Raw genomic sequence first — 20,641 nt, forward strand, 5'->3', positions numbered from 1 at the left:
CGCGCCCGCCGAACCCATGTCCGGCCTGCCGCCGCTGCCGCCGCCGGCCGAGATCGGGCCCGCGCCCGGCCTCAGGCGCTGACCGCGGCACCGACGCCCTTCCAAGGACCGGTCCGGTCGCCTATATTCAGTCCTGCCGGGGCAACCCGGCTATGGCAATAAACGGCCATCGCAATAAGCCTATCGGACCCGGGGGCAGTACCCGGCGCCTCCACCACCAGCCCCGTGCCGGGCGGGGCTGGTGATGGGGGCGAAACAGGATCGACGAGGGTGTAAAGGGTGTTCTTTTGCTCGGCATGGTTCCGCCGTTATCGGGCCGTCTCAATAGTTGCCAACGACAACTATGCTCCGGTCGCCGTTGCCGCGTAATGCGGTAAAGGTACCGAAATCAAAGTCCTTGCGGGTAGCACTGTAAGGCGGGGTTCGGAGGCACCTGGCAACAGAAGCCTCCACTTCCCGCCGCCCGCCGTGCCGATCGAGGGCCATTCAGCCGGGTTTTGGGGCGGGACCATGGACGTTGCCGCGCTTGTGCGTTTATACGATGGGCCAGACATCCATGATCGAACAGACCCATGCCGACTGATCTTATCCGCTACGACCTTCTCGCTCAGGATGCGATGCTCGGCGTCGTGCGGCGGGTTCTGACCGACGCCGCTCGCGAGGGCCTGCCCGGCGATCACCATTTTTACATCACCTTCGACACGCGGGCGCCGGGGGTCCGGCTCTCGAACCGGATGCGCGAAAAATATCCACAGGAAATGACTGTTGTTCTGCAGCATCAATTCTGGGATCTCGCGGTGACCGAGCACACGTTCGAGGTGGGGCTTTCCTTCGGCGGCATTCCCGAGCGGCTCCTGGTGCCGTTCGAGGCGATCAAGGGCTTTTTCGACCCGTCCGTCCAGTTCGGCCTGCAGTTCGACGTGGCTGGCGTGCCTTCGGAAGCGGCGGTTCCGACCGGCCGGGATTCGGCCGCCGACGAGCCCGAACCCGTTGCGCCCGCTACGGCAGGCAAGTCGCGCGGGGCGGCCCGGGGTGCGGCGTCGGAACCCGACGAGGCGGCCCCCACCGCAGCCCAGCAGGCCGAGGAACCGGCTGCCGAGGGCAAGGCGGCCAAGGACAATGCGGCCAAGGCCGGAAGCGCCAACCAGGGCGGCGCCGAAGTCGTCAGCTTGGACAAGTTTCGCAAGAAATAGTCAGGCGCGGCGGAGCGCCGCGAAGACATCGAAACGTTTGGAACCAGCCGCGCGGCAGCGCGTTCGTTTAAGTTTGAATCAAATTTTAATCATTGCCTTCAAGGCGTCTTGAGCCAAGCCCAACCTTACGGTTGGGAAAGTGCCTTCAGGTGTTGCTGGCGGTATCGCAGGAAGGTTTCTTTGCCGTGGTTCGACGGATAAGAAAGGTTCCGCGGCTAAGGAGCACGCCGGGTGACACCATTCCGGCGATCCGAGCGACCGCCCGGCAAAGAAGCCGGCGCGGCTCCGTGAATGTCCGGCGCGAGCATGGAACTGGGTCATGGGTGATGTGGTCAATCTCAGGCGCGCGCGCAAGCAGAAGGCGCGGGCCGCGGAAGAAGTGAAGGCCGACGCCAATCGATTGCGCTTCGGCGCGACCGCTGCCGATCGGCGTGTGGAACGGGCACGGGCCGACCTCGAGGCGCGACGCCTCGACGGGCACAAGCGATCGGAGTGACGGCGCCCATGAAAAGTCATGTCGTCAAGCGCTCGATCGTTGTCGAGGGGCATAAGACCAGCGTCAGCCTGGAAGACGAATTCTGGACCGCGGTAAAGGAAATCGCGGCCGAGCGGCGAGAAACCTTGTCGGATCTGGTCGGCCATATCGACGGCGATCGGACCCACGGAAATCTGTCTTCGTCGATCCGGCTTTTTGTCCTGCAATACTACCGATCGCGCCACGTGAGACCCGCCTGACGAATCTGTCCGGCCTCCTGTCTGATCCAGAAAATTCGTTGTTGCGTGAGAAATCCGGCGCTTGTTTTCCGCCGGTCACCGTGATGTCATCCGCCCGCAAAAGCACCTTCCCTTCATGGGAAATGTCTGGGGGGCCTGGAGCGGGGACACATGCCTGAAACCGACGTAGAAGCGACTGCGGAGACTCGTGGTCTGATCAAGAGCCCGCAGGACTTCATGGCGGGCCTCTTTCTCGTGGCCTTCGGGCTGTTCTGTCTGTGGGCCTCCTCCAACCTGTCGGGTGGACGCGGCGCCAATCTGGGCCCGGGCTCGTTCCCCCGCGGCCTCTCCTTCATGCTGATGGGCGTCGGCGCCATCGTGCTCGTCCAGGCCTTCACCACGGTCGGGCCGAAGCTCGAGGCCTGGTCGATCCGCGGCCCGGTCTTCGTGCTCGGCGCCGTGCTGCTGTTCGCGCTCACGGTCAGACCGCTCGGCCTCATCATTGCCGGGCCGCTCGCGCTGATGGTCTCGGCCTTCGCGGCCAAGGACACGCGCTGGCTGCCGAACATCATCTTTGCGGTGCTGATGACCGCTTTCTGCATCCTGTTGTTCAAGATTGCGCTGCGGCTGCCGATCCCGGTCGCCCCTTGGGCGAACTGGTGAGAGGCATTTCATGGACATGTTCGCGAACCTGGCGCTGGGGTTCGGCGTCGCACTGACGCTGAAAAACATCGCGCTCTGCTTTCTCGGCTGCATGATCGGCACGCTGGTCGGCGTGCTGCCGGGCGTCGGTCCGATCGCCACCATCGCCATGCTGCTGCCGATCACCTTCGGCCTCGATCCGGTCGGCGCGCTGATCATGCTCGCCGGCATCTATTACGGCGCGCAGTACGGCGGCTCGACCACGGCGATCCTCGTCAACATTCCCGGTGAGGCCACCTCGGTCGTCACCGTTCTCGACGGCCACCAGATGGCGCGCAATGGCCGCGCCGGCGTCGCGCTCGGCATTTCGGCCATCGGCTCGTTCTTCGCCGGCACGGTCGCGACCATCATCATCGCCGGCCTCGCCGCGCCGCTCACCCGCGTCGCGCTGCTGTTCGGTCCTGCGGAATATTTCTCGCTGATGGTCATGGGCCTGATCTTCGCCGTCGTGCTGGCGCGCGGCTCGGTGATCAAGGCCATCGCGATGGTGCTCTGCGGCCTGATGCTGTCGACGGTCGGCCAGGACCTGGAGACCGGCGCCGACCGCATGACCTTCCGCTGGGCGGAACTGTCCGACGGCCTCGATTTCGCGGCCATCGCCATGGGCATGTTCGGCTTTGCCGAGATCCTGCGCAATCTGGAAAATCCGGAGACGCGCGACGTCCTGAGGAACCGGATCGGCCGCCTGCTGCCGGGCTGGCAGGACATCAAGGACTCGGCCGCGCCGGTGCTGCGCGGCACCGCCATCGGCTCCGCGCTCGGCATCCTGCCGGGCAACGGCGCCGTGCTCGGTCCCTTCGCCAGCTATACGGTGGAAAAGAAGATCGCCAAGGATCCGTCGCGCTTCGGCAAGGGCGCCATCGAAGGCGTCGCGGGACCGGAAAGCGCCAACAATGCCGGCGCGCAGACGTCCTTCATCCCGCTGCTGACCCTCGGCATCCCGCCCAACGCGGTGATGGCGCTGATGGTCGGCGCCATGACCATCCATGGCATCGTGCCGGGGCCGCAGGTCATGGAAAAGCGTCCGGACCTGTTCTGGGGCATGATCGCCTCCATGTGGATCGGCAACCTCATGCTGCTGATCATCAACATGCCGCTCATCGGCCTGTGGGTGAAGCTCCTGAAGGTGCCTTACAACATGCTGTTCCCGGCGATCCTGATGTTCTGTTCGATCGGCATCTATTCGATCAACAACAATCCGTTCGACGTGTGCATCACCGCCTTCTTCGGCTTTGTCGGCTATGCCCTGATCAAGATGGGCTTCGAGGTGGCGCCTCTGCTGCTCGGCTTCGTGCTCGGCAAGCTGATGGAGGAATATCTGCGCCGCTCCATCCTGATGTCGCGCGGCGACTGGTCGGTCTTCGTCGATTTCGCCAACCGGCCGATCTCCGCCGGCCTGATCGTGATCGCCGTGCTGCTGGTCATCGTCTCGTTCCTGCCGGCGATCACCAAGAGCCGCGACCAGGTCTTCACCGAGTGATGCATCCCTCCGGCGTGGTTGCCGCGCCGGCGACAGTTGCCAGAACAACGGGATCGGCCTGGCCGGTCCCGTTTTCATTTGCGCGCCCCGGTCGCTGCCGCGGCGCCCGGCAGCCCTGCCTTGCATCGGCGCGCCGCAGCCGGGCGATTGATGACACGGCGATGACAACCGCCTGTGCCGCCATGCATTTTTGGCGCTTTTCAGCCGCAACAAGGCGATGACGCTCGGGGTTCGCGGTGCTAGCGTTGAGGGATGCGCGGTGCCGGTCGGGCCGCGCGGCCACACGGGCGAGAGGGAGCACCGATGAGCGACTGGCTGGCAGACGTGAAGAAATATGCGCCGAAGGCGAATGAGGATGCCGTGGCGGGCATCGTCAAGTATCTCGGCATTGCCCTGCGCAACCGGGACTCCTCCCTGGTCTCCTTCACCGATGCGAAAGAGGTCGATCGGGTGAAGCAGAATTTCGCGGTCAAGAAGCTCGGCCTGACCGACGAGAAGGCGATCGACGCCGCCCTTGGCCAGATTCATGACGCCATGAAGGCCGACAAGACCAAGAACCGCGTGACCGTCTATTACCTGCTCGCCGACCACTTCAAGAAGCTCGACATGTTCGTCAAGAAGTGAGCCGGCCGGCGCAAGCCCGATCGGAACGCCGTCCGTTCGGGCGGCGTTTTCGTGTCGGGCATCGCGGCGCCGACAGATCTGCAGGGCGACGGTGCCGCTGCCATGCGGCGGCGGTTCGGCGTATAATGCGAGGGACAGATTCGATCGAGCACCGTGAGAGGTTCCGTTGCGCCAGTACCTCGACCTCCTGAGCCATGTGATCGAGCGCGGCACCGACCGGGGCGACCGCACCGGCACGGGCACGCGCTCGGTGTTCGGCTATCAGATGCGCTTCGACCTCGCCGAGGGCTTCCCGGTCCTCACCACCAAGAAGCTGCACCTGAAGTCGATCATCCATGAACTGCTCTGGTTCCTGGCCGGCGACACCAACATCAAATATCTGAACGACAACGGCGTCACCATCTGGGACGAGTGGGCCGATCCGCAAGGCGATCTCGGGCCCGTCTACGGCAAGCAGTGGCGGTCCTGGCCTGACGGTCACGGCGGCACGATCGATCAGATCAGCCATCTCATCCGCGAGATCCGCACCAATCCCTATTCGCGCCGTCTTGTCGTCTCGGCCTGGAATCCGGCCGAAGTCGACGCAATGGCGCTGCCGCCGTGCCATTGCCTGTTCCAGTTCTACGTCGCCGATGGCCGGCTCTCCTGCCAGCTCTACCAGCGCTCGGCCGACATCTTCCTCGGCGTGCCTTTCAACATCGCGTCCTATGCGCTCCTGACCATGATGGTGGCGCAGGTGACCAACCTCAAGCCGGGCGATTTCGTGCACACGCTGGGCGATGCCCACCTCTATTCCAACCATTTCGAGCAGGCGCGCGAGCAGCTCGGCCGCACCCCCAAGCCGCTGCCGACCATGTGGATCAATCCCGAGGTGAAGGACCTGTTCGGCTTCCGTTTCCAGGATTTCCGGCTGGAAAACTATGTCGCCGACGCCACCATCAAAGCGCCGATCGCGGTGTGATGTCGGATCTGTCGGAACTCCAGCGCCGCGCCGCGGGCATCACCCGCCGCTATGAGGCGGCCTTCGGGATCGCGCCGGGCGAGGACTGGATCGTCTTCAAGCTGCAGGAAGAGCTGGGCGAGCTGACGCAGGCCTATCTTGCCGCCACCGGCCGTTCGCGCCATCGCGTGGAGGCCGCGGGCAGCCCGGAGCGCCTCGGCCAGGAGATCGCCGACGTCGTCGGCTTCGCCCTGGCGCTGGCCGAACGGCTCGGCATCGATGCCGGCGCGGCCCTCGAAGCCAAATGGCTGCGTTACGAGGCCGAGCCATGACGCCCATCGTCATGGTAGCGGCGGTGGCCGCAAACGGTGTCATCGGCCGCGACAACGCCCTGTTGTGGCGCCTGAAATCGGACATGGCGAGCTTCAGGGCGGCTACTCTCGGCAAGCCTGTCGTCATGGGGCGCAAGACCTTCGAAAGCCTCGGGCGGCCGCTGCCGCGGCGGCTCAACATCGTGATCTCCCGGCAGGCCGGCCTTGCGCTGGCCCGCGCGGTGGTCACCGGCAGCCTGGAAGCGGGCCTCCGGATCGCCCGTGCCGAAGCGCTCCGCTCCGGCATCGGCGAGATCGCGGTCATCGGCGGGGCCGAGATCTACGGCCAGGCCATGCCCCATGCGACGCGTCTCCTGATCACCCATGTCGACGCCGCGCCCGAAGGCGACAGCATCTTTCCGGCGATCGACTCCGCGGTCTGGCAGGGCCGCGACATTTCCGCCCATGCCGCGGGGCCCGATGACGACCATGCCTTTCGCGTCGTCGAATATCGCCGCCGCGCCTGACCGCGCCTGACCGTTAACCCGCACCGCCGCGGGCCCGCCGGGGCTGTGGATCGCCGTCTCCGGCCGGTCCGCCATTCACCTTGCGGGCCGAAATGCGGCAATGAGGTTCGTGCCATCGCGTTGAAAGGCAAGGACGGCTCTTCTATATCCGAAGGCCAGCAAGGCGCCTGGCGCGCCGTCCGGCTCTCTTGGCGAGGACTTTTTCATGCCGTGGAACAATCAAGGCGGCGGCGGCCCTTGGGGCGGCGGCGGAGGCGGCAGCGGCCCGAAAGGGCCCTGGGGGCAGGGACCCCAGGGCGGCGGCGGTCAGCCCCCCGACCTCGAGGACCTCTTCCGCAAGAGCCAGGAGCGCCTGAAGAGCGTGCTGCCCGGCGGCGGCGGCAATATCGGAGCCAAGGGCATCGCACTCATCGTCGTGCTCGGCCTCGTCGTCTATGCGTTGACCGGCTTCTACACCGTCAGCCAGAACGAGATCGGCGTGAACACCGTGTTCGGCCGCCACACCGGCAATTCGGCGCCCGGCCTCAACTGGAACCCGCCGGCGCCGTTCGGCGCGGTCTACCGCGTGCCGGTCACCGACGTGCGCCGCACCGAGGTTGGCTATCGCTCGGGCGGCGGTCCGCGCGGCGGCAACCGCGACGTGCTCGAGGAAAGCCTGATGCTGACGGGCGACGAGAACATCGTCGACATCGACCTGGAAGTGCAGTGGGACGTCAACGCGGCCAATGTCGCCGATTTCGTGTTCCAGATGCAGAACCCCGAAGGCACGGTCAAATCGGTCGCCGAGAGCGCGCTGCGCGAGGCGATCGGCCGGCGCAACATCCAGCCGATCCTGACCACCGACCAGTCGGCCATCGCCGGCGAGGTCCGCACCATCATGCAGAAGACGCTGGACGACTATAAGTCGGGCGTGAACATCCGCGTGGTCCAGCTTTTGTCGGCGCTGCCGCCGCAGCAGGTGCGTGGCGCCTTCCTGGACGTCAACGCCGCCCAGCAGGACCAGAACCGGGTGCAGAACGAGGCACGCATCCATGCGAGCCAGGTGGTGCCCGAGGCGCGTGGCCGCGCGTCCCAGACGCTGCAGGAGGCCGAGGCCTATCGCGACCGCGTCGTCGCCGAGGCCAACGGCCAGGCGAGCCGCTTCAGCCAGATCTACGAGCAGTACCGCAACGCCCCCGAGGTGACGCGCGAGCGCATGTATCTGGAAACCATGGAACGGATCTTCGGCGGTACCGACAAGGTCATCATCGACCAGTCGGGCGGCAACGGCGTCCAGCCGTTCCTGCCGCTCGATCAGCTCACCCGTCGCCCGCAGGCCGGCACGACCCAGGGGACGACGCGATGAATTCCACCGCCAAACTGGTTCTCGGCATTCTCGCGGCGGCCGCCCTCTTCGCCCTGGCCAATGCCTTCTTCGTCGTGCAGCAGACGCAGCACGCCATCGTGCTGCGCTTCGGCGAGGTGGTCCGCCAGCCGATCAGCCAGCCCGGGCTCTATTTCAAGCTGCCCGTGGTCGACAATGTCGTGACGCTGGACAAGCGCACGCTCGATCTCGACCTGCCGGTGCAGTCGGTGCTGACCACCGACCGGCAGAATCTCGACGTCGACGCCTTCGCCCGCTACCGCATCACGCAGCCGCTGCGCTTCTTCCAGACCGTGCGCACCGTGCCGAACGCCAATACCCGCCTGACCAGCTTCGTGAACTCCTCGATGCGCAACATCATCGCGGGGACCACCATGTCGGCGCTGATCCGCACCGATCGCGGCGCGCTGATGAACCGGATCCAGGACGAGGTGAACCGCGAGGCCGGCACGCTCGGCGTCGAGATCATCGACCTGCGCCTGACCCGGGTCGACCTGCCGCAGGTGAACCAGGAAGCCGTGTTCAACCGCATGCAGACCGAGCGGCGGCAGGAAGCGGCCGACCTGCGCGCCACCGGCGCCCAGCAGGCGGTCACGATCCGCGCTCGCGCGGACCGCGAGGTGGTCGGCATCCTGGCCGAGGCCAACCGGCGGGCGGAGGAACTGCGGGGTGCCGGCGATGCCGAACGCAACCGCATCTTTGCCGAAGCCTATGGCCGCGACCCCGCCTTCTTCTCCTTCTATCGCACCATGCAGGCCTACGAGCAGAGCCTGAAACAGGGCGATACCAGGATGATCCTCTCGCCGAACTCGGAGTTCTTCCGCTTCTTCGGCGATGCGAGCGGACGGCCCGCCGGACCGGCCGCCCGCCCGGCGCCGGCTCCTGCCCGGGCGCCGGAAGCACCGGCCCCGAGCCGCTGACGGGAGTTTGAGAACATGAGGCCGCCGCGATCCGATCGCGGCGGCCTTTCTCGATCGCGCCGGGACAAGCCCTGCCATGAAAGACTTCCTGACCGCCCTCGGCCTCGTCCTCGTCATCGAGGGCATCCTGCTCGCCGCGGTTCCGATGCGGGTGCGCCAGGCGCTCGAAATCATGCGCGTGACGCCGCTTCAGCAGCTGCGCATCATCGGCCTCGTCTCGGCGGTCCTCGGCCTCGGCGTCATCTGGTGGATGCGCGGCTGACACAGAGCTGACCGCGCTCGACAAAAGACCGGATTGACAAGCGGCCCCCCAGGCTTGAAGGGAGGGGCAGCTTCGCTACACCGCGCGAGACTTGAAGACATATCATGGCCCAGTTCACGCTTCCGAAGAACTCCAAGATCACCGAGGGCAAGGCCTGGCCGAAGCCCGCCGGCGCCAATCGTCTCAGCGAATTCAAGATCTACCGCTGGAATCCGGACGACGGGGCCAATCCGCGCATCGACACCTACTACGTCGACCGCGACGATTGCGGACCGATGGTTCTCGACGGCCTCATCTGGATCAAGAACAAGGTCGACCCGACGCTCACCTTCCGCCGCTCCTGCCGCGAGGGCATCTGCGGTTCGTGCGCGATGAACATCGACGGCACCAATACGCTCGCCTGCACCAAGGGCATGGACGAGGTCAAGGCCGGCGCGGTGAAGATCTATCCGCTGCCGCACATGCCCGTGGTCAAGGACCTGGTGCCGGATCTGACGCGCTTCTACACCCAGCACGCCTCGATCGAGCCCTGGCTGAAGACGACGACCGCGAAGCCGGAAAAGGAATGGCGCCAGTCGCGCGAGGACCGCGAGAAGCTCGACGGCCTCTATGAGTGCATCCTGTGCGCCTGCTGCTCGACCTCCTGTCCGAGCTACTGGTGGAACGGCGACCGCTATCTCGGCCCGGCGATCCTGCTGCAGGCCTATCGCTGGCTGATCGACTCGCGCGACGAGGCGACCGGCGAACGCCTCGACAATCTCGAGGATCCGTTCCGCCTCTATCGCTGCCACACCATCATGAACTGCTCGAAGGCCTGCCCGAAGGGCCTCAATCCGGCCAAGGCCATCGCCGAAATCAAGAAGATGATGGTGGCGCGGCAGATCTGACCCGCGCCAGATCCGGCCGGCGCCGCCTGCCTGTCGAGGCGCGCCGCGGGGGCCTGCCACCCTGCCGCGCTTCCGCCACGGAAACACCGCGGCCGCTCCCGCTTGTCTCCCTGCGGCAGCCCTGGCCCTCGCGTGAGTTTGAGCCTCCATTCATCGGAGGTTCATCCATGACCGCAGGATCAAGGCTGATCCGGTCTCCCCTGTTCAAGCTCCTCGCCATCGGCCTCCTGACGGCGCTGATGGTCGTGCCGCTGCTGGTCGTCTCGGCCCTGCGTGGCGAACGCTCCCAGCGGGCCGCCGAGGTGGCCACTGAAGTTGCCGGCGCCTGGGCCGGCGAGCAGACCATTGTCGGGCCGATCCTGCTGCTGCCCTATGTCGGCCGCGACGGCGACAGCCTCGGCCAGCGCACGGTGCGGCGGGTGCTCGCCGTGCTGCCCGACAGGCTCAGGCAGTCCGGCGACGTCAATGTCGAGCAGCGCCGCCGCGGCATCTTCGAGGTTCCTGTCTTCCGCGGCGAAATCGACATCGAGGCGGGCTTCGGGGCGGTCGACGTGACCAGGTCGGATCCGGCGGCGATCGCGCCGGTCTGGGACGAGGCGGCGGTCGTCTTCTACGTTTCCGACCCGCGCGGCCTGGAGCGCGAGGTCAGCGTGCGCATCGGCGCGGCCTCGGCGGCGCTCGAGCCCGGCAGCGGCCCCGCAAGCCTCCAGGTGCCCACATTGCAGGCGCCGGTGCGCGGCATCGACGGCACGGCGCCGTTCACGGTCGCCACCCGTTTCGCGCTGAAGGGATCGCGGGCGCTTTCCGTTGTGCCGGTCGGCCGCGCCTCGGAGATCGCCCTCAGGTCGAACTGGGGCCATCCGAGCTTCTTCGGCACCACGCTGCCGGCCGAGCGGGAGGTGGGCGAGGCCGGCTTCACGGCGCGCTGGTCGGTGCCCCACTACGGCCGGACGGCGGCGCAGGCGCTTGCCGCCGATCCGGCCCTGCTGGCCAGGCTCTCGACCCTCCGGGCAGGGGTCAGGCTGTTCCAGCCGGTCGACGTCTACCACCTGGTCGAGCGCGCGCTGAAATATGGCGTGCTGGTCATCGGCGCCGCCTTCCTCGCGGTCTTCCTCCTGGAAGTGCTTTCGGTCCGCGCCTTCCATCCCGTGCAATATCTGATGGTCGGCGCGGCCCTGGCGATCTTCTATCTCCTGCTGCTGTCCTTTGCCGAACATGTCGGCTTCGCCCGCGCCTATCTCCTCGCCAGCACCGCCGTCATCGGTCTCGTCTCGCTTTATGTCGGGCTCGTCTTCGGCCGGCTGAGGGAGGGGCTCATGGTGGCGGCCGAGCTCGGCGCGTCCTACGGCCTGCTCTATGTCGTGCTGCGGTCGGAGGACTATGCGCTGGTGACCGGAGCGGTGGTGATCTTCGCCGCGCTCGCCGTGCTCATGCTGGCGACGGTGAGGACCGACTGGGCGGCCATCGTGGCCCGGCCGGTCGAGAAAAAACCGGCTGCCATGTCCTGAAGGATCGGTTAACGATAAATCCGGCATTCTCGCGTATGTCGTGCCACCGCCATCGAAGCGCCGCAGCTTGCGTCGACGGTGGCGGTGTCGCGTCCTGCGTCGACATCGGATTCGGGAACATTTCATGCTGACGCGCCCCGTCGCCCTTCTTCTCGCTTCGGCTGCGCTGGCCGGTTGTACGTCCTCGCGTTTCGACGGTTTCTCTTCCTCTTCCATGCCGCCGAGCGGCTCGGAGCGCATCGACGGCTCGTTCGGCTCGCGCCAGCAGGCGATGCCGCCGCCCCAGCGGCGCCCTTCGCCCGCCGACGAGGACGTCATTGCCGGCGGCCAGCCGGCGCCCGATTCGAGCGTTGCCACCGAAGATATCCCGCCGCCTCCCGGGGCGAGCCGTGCCACCTCCGACATCGGTCCCTCGGCGATCGATCCGGCCGTGCGGCCCTCGGCTCCGACGGGCCCTTCGGGCGAGCCGCGCATCATGGTGGAAGACCCGCCGCCGCGTGGCAGCCCCGCGCCGGGGCCAGTCGCAGCCCTGCCGCGCCAGGAAACGCCGCGCGCCGCCGCGCCGTCGGCCACCGCCATTGCCGGCACCTGGACGGTGACCGATGCCGGCGACCGCTGCCGGATCACGCTCACCTCGACCCCGCTGTTCGAATTCTATCGCGCCAATCCGCAGAGCTGCCGGGCGCCCTCGCTCGCCCGCATCAACGCCTGGGAGCAGCGCGGTTCGGAGGTCGTGCTGCTGCAGCCGGGCGGCCGCGTCGCCGCGCGCCTCTTCCCGCAGGCCTCGGGTGGCTATTCCGGGGCGACCGCCAGCGGCGCCCAGGTCACGATGTCGCGCTGACGGTCGAAGCGCCCCGCAAGCCCATGTCAGGCCCGCGGAGCGTCGATCGGCGCCCGCCGGGCGTCAGGCGCCCGGCGTCTCGCCGTCCCGGTGCTCGGCACGGAAGCCGGTGCGGGCGCGCTTCAGGAGATTGAGCTGGGCATCCAGCACTGTCGCGGCGACGGAGGAGCCATCGCGCCAGGCCTCGCGCCAGAGCGAGACCGCATTGGCCGGCTCGGTGGCGATATCGGCGAAGACGTCGCCGGACGCATAGGTGATCTTGCCGTCGAAACGGGCCGCGAGCCGCTGCATGCCCCGGTTGGCCGGCAGGCAGGTCATGATCAGGCTGCGGACGCCGCGGTTGCGGGCGGTCAGCAGCAGGCGGCCGAACAGGGCGGTGCCGACGCCGGTCTGGCGCCAGGCGTCCTCGACCGTGATCGCCACCTCGCCGGCATTGTCCTCGATCAGGCGGAGCTCGGCGGCGCCGCGCAGCACGCCCTCGACCAGGAAGCCGTGCACGAGTGCATCGGGGCCGAGGGCCGTTTCGGCATAGCCTGCAATCGTCTCGTCGGAGACGCCGGCGGCAAAACGACAATTGCGGGCCTCGGTGTCGAGCCGCAGGAAATGGCAGCGCAGCAGCGCTGTTTCCCACGGCATCAACTTGCGGATGACGCCGGAAGCGATCAACTCGTCGGTCATTCCCTGCTCCTTTGCCCGCCAGGACTGGGCGGCGCGTGGCGTGGAACCCTCGAATTCCCAAGAAATGGCCGTCTCCCCGACAGGCTTCCTTGGCACGAGGCGTACCCGGGAGCCAGCACTATTGACGCGCCGCAGCATGACAAGGGCGCAACGGCGGCCGCCTTGCGGCGGCAAGCCGAACGCCCGATGAACGGCACGCAAAAACGAAAACCCCGGCCATGGGCCGGGGTTCCATCAAGCCAGGGCGGCGATGCAGGCTTATTTCTTCAGCGCGACGCCGAGATTGCCGAAGCGCTGGTTGAAGCGCGACAGGCGGCCGCCACGGTCCATCAGCTGCTGCGAGCCGCCGGTCCAGGCCGGATGCGACTTCGGGTCGATATCGAGCTGCAGCGTGTCGCCCGGCTTGCCGTAGGTCGAGCGGGTCGTGTACTCGGTGCCATCGGTCATGACGACCTTGATGGTGTGATAATCAGGATGAATGCCGGTCTTCATGGGTCGTCCTCAAAGGGCGCCGGATCGGTCAAACGCCGGCACACGGGTCGTCCTGTGACGAGAAGCCGCGCTCATACGCGAAGTTTGCCGGGTTTTCAAGCCTTGGCGGGCAGCCCATGAGTTCGGCGCGGGAAAAGGTTGGGAAGAAGCATGAGCATTGCCGCAGCGTCGAATGATCGGCCGGGTGACAGCGCGCCCGCTGGGCGCCGCCGCCTGCGGCCGCTCATGGCCCTCGTGCCCTATGCGCTGCGCTATCCCGGCCTCCTGGCCGGTGCCGCCGTCGCCCTCGTCGTCGCCTCGCTGGCAACGCTTGTCGTGCCGCTGGCGATCCGCCGGATGATCGATTTCGGCTTTTCGGCCGAGGGCATGATCTCGCAGTATTTCGCCATGCTGGTCGGCGTCGCCCTGGTGCTGGCGATCGCCTCGGCCTCGCGCTTCTATCTCGTCACCACGATCGGCGAACGGGTGGTGGCGGATATCCGCGCCGCCGTGTTCAGCCATCTGGCGAAGCTCTCGCCGAGCTTCTTCGACACCGCCAAGACGGGGGAGGTGATCTCGCGGCTGACCGCCGACACCACCCAGATCAAGTCGGCGGTCGGCGTCTCCGTCTCCATCGCGCTGCGCAACCTCATCATGTTCGTCGGCGCGCTGGCGATGATGGTGGTCACGAGCCCGAGGCTGTCGCTCTATGCGGTCGCCGCCATCCCGATCCTGGTGTTGCCGCTGGTCGCCTTCGGCCGCGACGTGCGCCGCCGCTCGCGCCTGGCCCAGGACCGGCTCGCCGATGCCTCGGCCTATGCCAACGAGAATATCCAGGCGGTGCGGACGATGCAGGCCTTCACCGCCGAACGCACCGTCACCGGCCGCTTCGTCGCCGCGGCCGAGGAAGCCTTCACCACCGCGCGCGACGCCAACCGGGCCCGCGCCATCCTGACGGCAGTGGTGATCTTCCTGGTTTTCTCGAGTGTCGTCGCCATTCTCTGGGCCGGCGCCCAGGAGGTGCTGGCCGGCACCATGTCGAGCGGCCGCCTGTCGCAATTCGTGCTCTATGCCGTCTTCGCCGCCGGCGCCCTGTCGGAACTGTCGCAGGTCTGGAGCGACATCAGTCAGGCCGCCGGCGCCGCCGAGCGGCTGGTCGAGATCCTGGCCGTGGAGCCGGAGGTCAAGGCGCCGGCCCGGCCGCTCGCCCTGCCGGAGCCGGCCCGCGGCGAGGTCAGCTTCGTCGCGGTCCGCTTCGCCTATCCGGTGCGGCCGGAGGCCCGGGTGCTGGACGAGGTCAGCTTCGAGGTGAAGCGCGGCGAGAAGGTCGCCATTGTCGGCCCGTCGGGAGCCGGCAAGTCGACGCTGTTCTCCCTGCTGCTGCGCTTCTACGATCCGGCCGGCGGCGTGGTCCGTTTCGACGGCGTGCCGATCGCCGAGGTGGACCCGGAAGCCTTGCGCCGGCGGATCGCGCTGGTGCCGCAGGACGTCGCGATCTTCGCCGCGAGCGTTGCAGACAACATCCGCTACGGCCGGCCCGAGGCCGACGATGCCGCTGTCGTCGAGGCCGCCCGGCTCGCCTTCGCCGACGAGTTCATCGCCCGTCTGCCGGAGGGCTATGCCAGCCAGATCGGCGAGCGCGGCGTGACGCTGTCCGGCGGCCAGCGCCAGCGTATCGCGATCGCCCGTGCCATTCTGCGCGATGCGCCGCTGCTGCTGCTCGACGAGGCGACATCGGCGCTCGACGCCGAAAGCGAAACCATGGTGCAGAAGGCCCTGGAGCGGCTCATGGAAGGGCGCACCACGCTGGTCATCGCCCATCGCCTGGCGACGGTGCTGAACTGCGACCGCATCCTGGTCATGGACGAGGGGCGGATCGTCGAGGAAGGCAGCCATGCCGAGCTCGTCGCGCGGGGCGGGCTCTATGCCCGGCTCGCCGAACTGCAGTTCAACGGCAGCCGCGCGCCGTGACGCCATCCGCCGGCATTACCGCGCGGGTGTCCACGTCATGATGTCGATGGCCGCGCCCTGGCCGTTGATCCGGCCGCCGGTCCTGACGAAACCCTCGCGCCGGTAGAAGGCGATCGCCCGGCCATTGTCGGCATTGACGTCCAGCGACAGGCCGTTGGGCGACAGCCGGCGCGCCTCGGCCATCAGGGCCGCGCCGGCGCCGCCGCCCTGGAAGGCGAGGCCCACCAGCATCTGGTCGATCCAGCCGCCTGCCGGGTCGACGGTGACGAGGCCGGCGAGATCGGACCCGACGAAGGCGAGCGGCACGGCGACGCCGTCCTCGACGAATGCCGTGATGCGGTCGGTGAACCAGCCGCGCCGGCGGTCGAAATCGATGGCGGGATAGGTGGCGGCCCAGGTGGCGACCCAGAGATCGGTCATGGCCGGCAGGCGGGCCGGGTCGAAGGCCGTCACCGTGACGGCGGGCCGTGCCGCGCTCACCGGTCGGTCAGCCTGACTTCGATGCGCCGGTTGCGGGCCAGCGCCTCCGGGCTGTCGCCGGGCTCGATCGGCTGGAATTCGCCGAAGCCGGCGGCCATCAGCCGCTGCGGCGGAATGCCCTTGCCGATCAGATATTGCACCACCGCGATGGCGCGGGCCGCCGACAGGTCCCAGTTGGAGGCGAAGCGGCCGCCGCTGATCGGCCGGGCGTCGGTATGACCGTCGATCCTGAGCACCCAGGGAATATCCTGCGGAATATCGCGCGCGACCTGGGTCAGCGCATCGGCGAGCTTGTCGAGCTCGGCCCGGCCGCCGGGTTCCAGCACGGCCTGGCTGGAGGCGAAGAACACTTCCGAGCCGAAGACGAAGCGGTCGCCGACGACACGCACGTCCGGCCGCTCGGCCAGGATCTCGCGCAGCCGGCCGAAGAATTCCGAACGATAGCGCGACAGTTCCTGTACGCGCTGGGCCAGCGCCAGGTTCAGCCGGCGGCCGAGGTCGGAAATGCGGGTCTGCGAGTCGCGGTCGCGCGCCTCGCTTGCGGCCAGCGCATTTTCGAGCGCGGCGAACTGGCGGCGCAGGGCGGCGATCTGCTGGTTGAGCAGCTCGACCTGGGCGAGAGCGGCTTCCGCCGCCCGGCGCTGGGCCGTCGCCTCCCCCTCCAGCGCCAGCGCGCGATTGGTCGCCGACCCCGCCTGGCTCTGCGCCTCCTCGGCCTGGCTCTGCAGGCGACGCCGCTCCTGCTCGGTCGTGCCGAGGGTCGCGCTGATCGCCGCGAGATTGTCCTGCAGGCCCTGGCGCTGGCCGCGCTCGAGCTGCAGGAGGTCGCTGAGTTCGGCGATCTGGCGGTTGAGGCGCGCCATCGCATCGTCCTTGCCGACGATCTCGCGCGACAGGAAATACTGCGCCAGCATGAATACCGACAGCATGAAGATGATGGCGAGCAGGAAGGTCGACAGGGCGTCGACGAAACCCGGCCAGTAGTCGATGCCGCGTTCGCCGCGGCGCGAGCGCGACAGGGCCATGTCAGACCGGTCCTGCGCGTTCGCGCAGCAGCTGTTCCAGCAGCTTACGAACCTGTTTCTGGTCGTCCGACTGCGCCTCGACCCAGTCGCGGATCATCTGCTGCTCGGTGCGCATATGGGTGACGAGGCCCTGGATGCCCTCGGCGAGATTGGCGAGCGCGGCGCTGCTGCGCTGCCCGCCCTGGCCCTCGGCGAGGGTCTCGCGCAGGCGCTCGAAGGCGTTTTCGAGGTCGGCCATGCCGAGGCCGGTGCCTTCGCCGCCGGCGGCGCCGGCCATGTCCTGGACGGTCGAGGACAGCCAGTCCTCCACCTCGGTGTAGAAGCGGTTCTGCGCCTGGCTCGCCTGCAGGTCGAGGAAGCCGAGAACCAGCGAGCCGGAGAGGCCGAACAGCGAGGACGAGAAGGCGATGCCCATGCCGCCGAGGGGCTCGGCGAGGCCCCGCTTCATGTCCTCGAAGATGGTGCCGAGCTCGCCCTGCGTCGACAGGCCGTTGATCACCCGGCCGACCGAGGTGACCGTCTCGATCAGGCCCCAGAAGGTGCCGAGCAGGCCGAGAAAGACGAGGAGGCCGGTGAGGTAGCGCGACAGCTCGCGGCCCTCGTCGAGCCGCGTTGCGAGCGAATCGAGCAGACTGCGCATGGTCAGCGTCGAAATGCTCATGCGGCCGACCCGTTCGCCGAGCATGGTCGCCATCGGCGCCAGCAGCACCGGCGGACGCGCCACCGTCAGGCCGGGGTCGGCGAGGCGGAAGGAATTGACCCAGCGGACCTCGGGAAACAGCCGGATCACCTGGCGGAAGCTCAGCAGGATGCCGATCAGCGCCACCGCCACGATCACGCCATTGAGGCCGGGATTGGCCATGAAGGCGAGCTTGACCTCGCGCTGCAGCACCACCGCGACCAGCACGACGAGCACGAGGAAGACCAGCATGCGGAACAGGAAGATCCGCGGGGAGGTGACCTTGAAGGGATCGATTTCGCGGGCCATCGGCATTCGTCGGAAAGTTGTGAGGCTGCGGAAGGCTAACGCGATTTTCCCGTCGGGACCATGGGCAGCAGCGATTCTATGAGACGCAGCCGCTATGGCGGTCATATGACGCAGCGATGTCCGTCCCGCCGCGCTGATGCAGGTCTGATCAAAGCTCTCGTTGCAGCTCCAGGCCCGGCGCGGCCGGCTCCCGCCGCCGCAGGGCCGCGGCGAAGCGCAGCGCCACGGCCAGCGCCACCAGTGCGACCGGCAGGCCGTACCAGGCGCTCGCCGGGATCCGCTTGGCGTTGGTGACGATGAAGCTGACCGCGAGAAAATGGCTGCCGGTCCAGTGCAGCGCACGCCAGGCGCGCGGGCCGAGCCAGGCGGCGCTGCGGTCGAAGGAGGTTGCGGCCATGGCTGCGATGACGAGATAGGCAAGCCCGCCGGAGACGATGCTGCCGGCCGTGGTGAGCTGCCAGAACAGTGCCGGGTCACGGCCGGCGAGCTGGACGATGGCGGCGAGATGGATGAGGTGGGAGACGGCAAAGGCGAGGCCGAGCTGGCGCCTGTTGCGCCGGAGCCAGCGGGTCGGTGCGGCCGGTGCGAGCCGCAGCAGAGCCGACGCGGCAAAGGCGGCGAGGAACAGGACGAGCGAGGTGCGGGCGGTCAGCCGGATCACCGCACGCAAGCCTGCCGTGTCGCCGCCGGCTAGGCCATAGGCCAGGCCTGCGCCGGCCAGCAGCAGTGCGGAGATGAGGCCGAGAAGCGGCCAGCCATGGGGTAGTCCGGGAACGAGCTTGAGCATTCCGCGCCTCCTGAAAGGTCGGTCTGTGAAACGGGGGATGTTGCGAGGAGAGGGGTGGTTCAGTCCGCCATCAGCGCTTCGACCCGCCGGAGCTGGCGCCTCAGCGCCTGGACCTGCGCCATCAGCCAGAGCAGCAGGCTGCATTCGGCGAGGCTGCCGGCCGTGATCGCAAGCGTGAGCGGGTCCGGCGCGCCGGCCGCCGCGACACGCGCCAGGCCGGCGCCGATCGAGGCGCCGAGCGCCGCCAGCGTCGCGGCCGCCACCAGCGCGACCGCGCGGACACCGCCGGCATCGCGGCCGGTCCGCCGGCGCAGCGACAGCCAGCCGCCGCAGCCGATGGCGAGCGCCGCGACGAAGCCGTAGCGATCGATCAGCGGCGCAAGGGAGCCGATGCCGTCGGCACCGGCCTCGGCGAGGCCGAGCGTGCGCAGCCGCATGGCGAGAAAGGTGGCGAGGAAGGTGGTCAGGAGGGTGAGCCACAGCCGGTCGGCGCGCCGGCCGAGCATATCATGGGCAAAGCTTGCGGCGATCGCCCGGTGCGGGCCCATGCGGGCGATCGCCCGGTGCTCGGCGGCCTCCGGCGGCAGGCCGGCCTGCGCCGCCACGGCCTCCGCCAGATGGTCGGCGCATTCCGCCCGGACCCGCCGTGCCAGCCGACGGTCGAAATCGAGATCCCGTTCGAGGGCGTCGAGATAGCGTTCGATCAGGCCGGCCATGGCTTGCCTCCCGCGACCAGGGCCTGGACGGCTCGGGCGAAGCGCTGCCAGCCGTCGCGCCGCTCGAGGAGGGCGGTGCGGCCCGCATCGGTCAGCGCATAGACCCGCCGGCGCCGGCCGCCGGCTGGCGTCACCCAGCTGCTGTGCAGAAGCCCGGCGCCTTCCAGGCGGTGCAGAGCCGGATAGACCGTGCCCTCCGGCAGGTCGAACGTGTCGTTGCTGCGCTGCCTGATGGCCTCGATGATGGCATAGCCATGGGCCGGCCCCGCCTCCAGCGCGGCGAGCACGATGGTGTCGAGGTGACCTTTGAGCATTTCCGGTTCCATACCTAGCGACGCTATACCTCGCGTCACTAGGTATCAAGACCGGATGTGCGGGGGACGCTACACAGGGACGTGATCAGCCGGCCGGGTCGGCCTTGGCGCGGGCCTTGCGCGGCGCGCGCCCGGTCTTGGCTGCTCCGGTCCTGGCCGCCGTGGCCTTGACGCGCGGTGCCTTCTGCGCGGGGCTCCGCGCGGCCGCCGTGCGGCGCGGGCCGCTGTCGTCGCTCGGCTCCGGCGGGCTGGTCGGCAGGACCACGGCGGGGGTTTCGTCCTCGACCTGGCTCGCCCGCTTGGCCAGTGGCCGGGGCGGCAGCAATTCGGCCTCGTTGACCACCTTCTTGGCCAGGAACACGGCCGCGTCGAGCTTGTAGAAGCTGCGCGTGCGGTAGAATTTGAGGGCGTGGTTGTTGTTCTCGGCGACTTCCAGCACGAGATGCGTGCAGCCACGCAGCCGCGCCAGATGTTCCAGCTGATCCAGCACGAAGGAGCCGAGGCCGCGGCCCTGGTAGTCGGGATGCACGGCCAGCTCCTCGACAAAGAGCGGCCGCATCTCGCGCATCCGGAAATAGCGCTCGTTCATCCAGTTGTCGGTGCCGACGATGGTCAGGGCGCATTCGGCATAGCCGACGATCTGCTCCTTGCCGTGCGCCGTCACCACGAACAGGAGCTGCTCGATGCCCTTTTCCTCGTAGACCTCGAGGAAGCGCTTCTTCGACCGCGGCCGCTGATATTCCACCGTGGTGCGGTTCACCTCGCGGAAGACGTGCTTGAGGAATTCCCAGGTGCGGTTGAGATCGCGGCGGTGCAGCCGTCGGATCCTCACTTCCGGTTCGGCCTCGGCGGCGGTGGTATCGGCAGTCGTGGACATGGTCATGATGCTGCGTTCGGGCCTTGCAAGGCGCGCATCATCCAGGTTTTTTGCGCTTTAGG

At 68.0% G+C, this 20,641-nt stretch carries 25 protein-coding genes and 1 other RNA gene; 17 read left to right on the top strand and 9 right to left on the bottom strand.

Annotated features, from left to right (window positions below):
* Positions 1-95: 95 nt before the first annotated feature.
* The 16 genes from ssrA to OZ671_RS28140 all read left to right on the top strand — a co-directional run bounded on the left by ssrA (position 96) and on the right by OZ671_RS28140 (position 12,272).
* Positions 96-454: a transfer-messenger RNA gene (gene ssrA / locus OZ671_RS28065) on the top strand.
* 118 nt (positions 455-572) lie between these two features.
* Entirely contained in the window at positions 573-1,193 is a 621-nt protein-coding gene (locus tag OZ671_RS28070; protein WP_268863777.1) for an SspB family protein, read from the top strand.
* 319 nt (positions 1,194-1,512) lie between these two features.
* On the top strand, positions 1,513-1,689 hold the full coding sequence (locus tag OZ671_RS28075) for a DUF4169 family protein (protein ID WP_103169428.1): 177 nt from the start codon (positions 1,513-1,515) through the stop codon (positions 1,687-1,689).
* A gap of 8 nt (positions 1,690-1,697) precedes the next feature.
* Positions 1,698-1,928, top strand: coding sequence for a ribbon-helix-helix domain-containing protein (locus tag OZ671_RS28080; RefSeq protein ID WP_038304513.1), 231 nt, complete (start codon positions 1,698-1,700; stop codon positions 1,926-1,928).
* A 150-nt stretch (positions 1,929-2,078) separates the two neighbouring features.
* On the top strand, positions 2,079-2,570 hold the full coding sequence (locus OZ671_RS28085) for a tripartite tricarboxylate transporter TctB family protein (RefSeq protein WP_038304512.1): 492 nt from the start codon (positions 2,079-2,081) through the stop codon (positions 2,568-2,570).
* Between the two features lie 10 nt (positions 2,571-2,580).
* Complete coding sequence (locus OZ671_RS28090; protein WP_268863778.1) at positions 2,581-4,089, top strand: tripartite tricarboxylate transporter permease; 1,509 nt, start codon at positions 2,581-2,583, stop codon at positions 4,087-4,089.
* Positions 4,090-4,392: 303 nt separating this feature from the next.
* Positions 4,393-4,713 carry a DUF2853 family protein gene (locus tag OZ671_RS28095; RefSeq protein ID WP_038304509.1) on the top strand — a complete coding sequence of 107 codons (321 nt, stop codon included), beginning with the start codon at positions 4,393-4,395 and terminating at the stop codon, positions 4,711-4,713.
* Between the two features lie 166 nt (positions 4,714-4,879).
* Entirely contained in the window at positions 4,880-5,674 is a 795-nt protein-coding gene (locus OZ671_RS28100) for a thymidylate synthase (RefSeq protein ID WP_038304508.1), read from the top strand.
* The gene (locus OZ671_RS28105) at positions 5,674-5,985 is read left to right on the top strand and encodes a pyrophosphatase (protein ID WP_268863779.1); all 312 of its coding nucleotides are present in this window, start codon (positions 5,674-5,676) and stop codon (positions 5,983-5,985) included. Before OZ671_RS28100 ends, OZ671_RS28105 begins: the two co-directional genes overlap by 1 nt.
* Positions 5,982-6,491 carry a dihydrofolate reductase gene (locus OZ671_RS28110; protein ID WP_268863780.1) on the top strand — a complete coding sequence of 170 codons (510 nt, stop codon included), beginning with the start codon at positions 5,982-5,984 and terminating at the stop codon, positions 6,489-6,491. Before OZ671_RS28105 ends, OZ671_RS28110 begins: the two co-directional genes overlap by 4 nt.
* Before the next feature lie 205 nt (positions 6,492-6,696).
* Entirely contained in the window at positions 6,697-7,836 is a 1,140-nt protein-coding gene (hflK, locus tag OZ671_RS28115) for an FtsH protease activity modulator HflK (RefSeq protein ID WP_268863781.1), read from the top strand.
* On the top strand, positions 7,833-8,774 hold the full coding sequence (gene hflC, locus OZ671_RS28120; protein WP_268863782.1) for a protease modulator HflC: 942 nt from the start codon (positions 7,833-7,835) through the stop codon (positions 8,772-8,774). The genes hflK and hflC overlap by 4 nt, the downstream gene beginning before the upstream one ends.
* Before the next feature lie 76 nt (positions 8,775-8,850).
* Positions 8,851-9,036, top strand: coding sequence for a DUF2065 domain-containing protein (locus OZ671_RS28125; RefSeq protein ID WP_038304504.1), 186 nt, complete (start codon positions 8,851-8,853; stop codon positions 9,034-9,036).
* Between the two features lie 104 nt (positions 9,037-9,140).
* Positions 9,141-9,923, top strand: a complete 783-nt coding sequence (locus OZ671_RS28130; protein WP_038304503.1) for a succinate dehydrogenase iron-sulfur subunit — start codon at positions 9,141-9,143, stop codon at positions 9,921-9,923.
* 167 nt (positions 9,924-10,090) lie between these two features.
* On the top strand, positions 10,091-11,431 hold the full coding sequence (gene creD, locus OZ671_RS28135; protein WP_268863783.1) for a cell envelope integrity protein CreD: 1,341 nt from the start codon (positions 10,091-10,093) through the stop codon (positions 11,429-11,431).
* 124 nt (positions 11,432-11,555) lie between these two features.
* Positions 11,556-12,272 carry an AprI/Inh family metalloprotease inhibitor gene (locus OZ671_RS28140; protein ID WP_268863784.1) on the top strand — a complete coding sequence of 239 codons (717 nt, stop codon included), beginning with the start codon at positions 11,556-11,558 and terminating at the stop codon, positions 12,270-12,272.
* Between the two features lie 63 nt (positions 12,273-12,335).
* Here the strand turns inward: OZ671_RS28140 and OZ671_RS28145 are convergent, their stop codons facing one another.
* Entirely contained in the window at positions 12,336-12,950 is a 615-nt protein-coding gene (locus OZ671_RS28145; protein WP_268863785.1) for a GNAT family N-acetyltransferase, read from the bottom strand.
* 258 nt (positions 12,951-13,208) lie between these two features.
* Positions 13,209-13,442 (bottom strand): 50S ribosomal protein L31, encoded by a 234-nt coding sequence (gene rpmE, locus OZ671_RS28150; protein ID WP_038304501.1) that lies wholly within the window; start codon positions 13,440-13,442, stop codon positions 13,209-13,211.
* A gap of 150 nt (positions 13,443-13,592) precedes the next feature.
* On the opposite strand from rpmE, the gene OZ671_RS28155 reads away from it, so the two are divergent.
* On the top strand, positions 13,593-15,392 hold the full coding sequence (locus OZ671_RS28155) for an ABC transporter transmembrane domain-containing protein (protein ID WP_268863786.1): 1,800 nt from the start codon (positions 13,593-13,595) through the stop codon (positions 15,390-15,392).
* 15 nt (positions 15,393-15,407) lie between these two features.
* Here OZ671_RS28155 and OZ671_RS28160 read toward each other — a convergent pair whose 3' ends face one another.
* The 7 genes from OZ671_RS28160 to OZ671_RS28190 form a co-directional block, all read right to left on the bottom strand.
* Complete coding sequence (locus tag OZ671_RS28160; protein WP_268863787.1) at positions 15,408-15,872, bottom strand: GNAT family N-acetyltransferase; 465 nt, start codon at positions 15,870-15,872, stop codon at positions 15,408-15,410.
* Positions 15,869-16,897 (bottom strand): peptidoglycan -binding protein, encoded by a 1,029-nt coding sequence (locus tag OZ671_RS28165; protein ID WP_268863788.1) that lies wholly within the window; start codon positions 16,895-16,897, stop codon positions 15,869-15,871. Before OZ671_RS28165 ends, OZ671_RS28160 begins: the two co-directional genes overlap by 4 nt.
* 1 nt (position 16,898) lies before the next feature.
* Positions 16,899-17,885, bottom strand: a complete 987-nt coding sequence (locus OZ671_RS28170) for a flagellar motor protein MotA (protein WP_268863789.1) — start codon at positions 17,883-17,885, stop codon at positions 16,899-16,901.
* 148 nt (positions 17,886-18,033) lie between these two features.
* Positions 18,034-18,672, bottom strand: coding sequence for a ferric reductase-like transmembrane domain-containing protein (locus OZ671_RS28175; RefSeq protein WP_268863790.1), 639 nt, complete (start codon positions 18,670-18,672; stop codon positions 18,034-18,036).
* A 59-nt stretch (positions 18,673-18,731) separates the two neighbouring features.
* Positions 18,732-19,388, bottom strand: coding sequence for a hypothetical protein (locus tag OZ671_RS28180; RefSeq protein ID WP_268863791.1), 657 nt, complete (start codon positions 19,386-19,388; stop codon positions 18,732-18,734).
* Complete coding sequence (locus OZ671_RS28185) at positions 19,376-19,702, bottom strand: PadR family transcriptional regulator (protein WP_268863792.1); 327 nt, start codon at positions 19,700-19,702, stop codon at positions 19,376-19,378. The genes OZ671_RS28180 and OZ671_RS28185 overlap by 13 nt, the downstream gene beginning before the upstream one ends.
* An 85-nt stretch (positions 19,703-19,787) precedes the next feature.
* The gene (locus OZ671_RS28190; RefSeq protein ID WP_268863793.1) at positions 19,788-20,579 is read right to left on the bottom strand and encodes a GNAT family N-acetyltransferase; all 792 of its coding nucleotides are present in this window, start codon (positions 20,577-20,579) and stop codon (positions 19,788-19,790) included.
* Between the last annotated feature and the right edge of the window lie 62 nt (positions 20,580-20,641).

The sequence above is a fragment of the Phreatobacter sp. AB_2022a genome, from assembly GCF_026847585.1.
Lineage (GTDB): Bacteria > Pseudomonadota > Alphaproteobacteria > Rhizobiales > Phreatobacteraceae > Phreatobacter.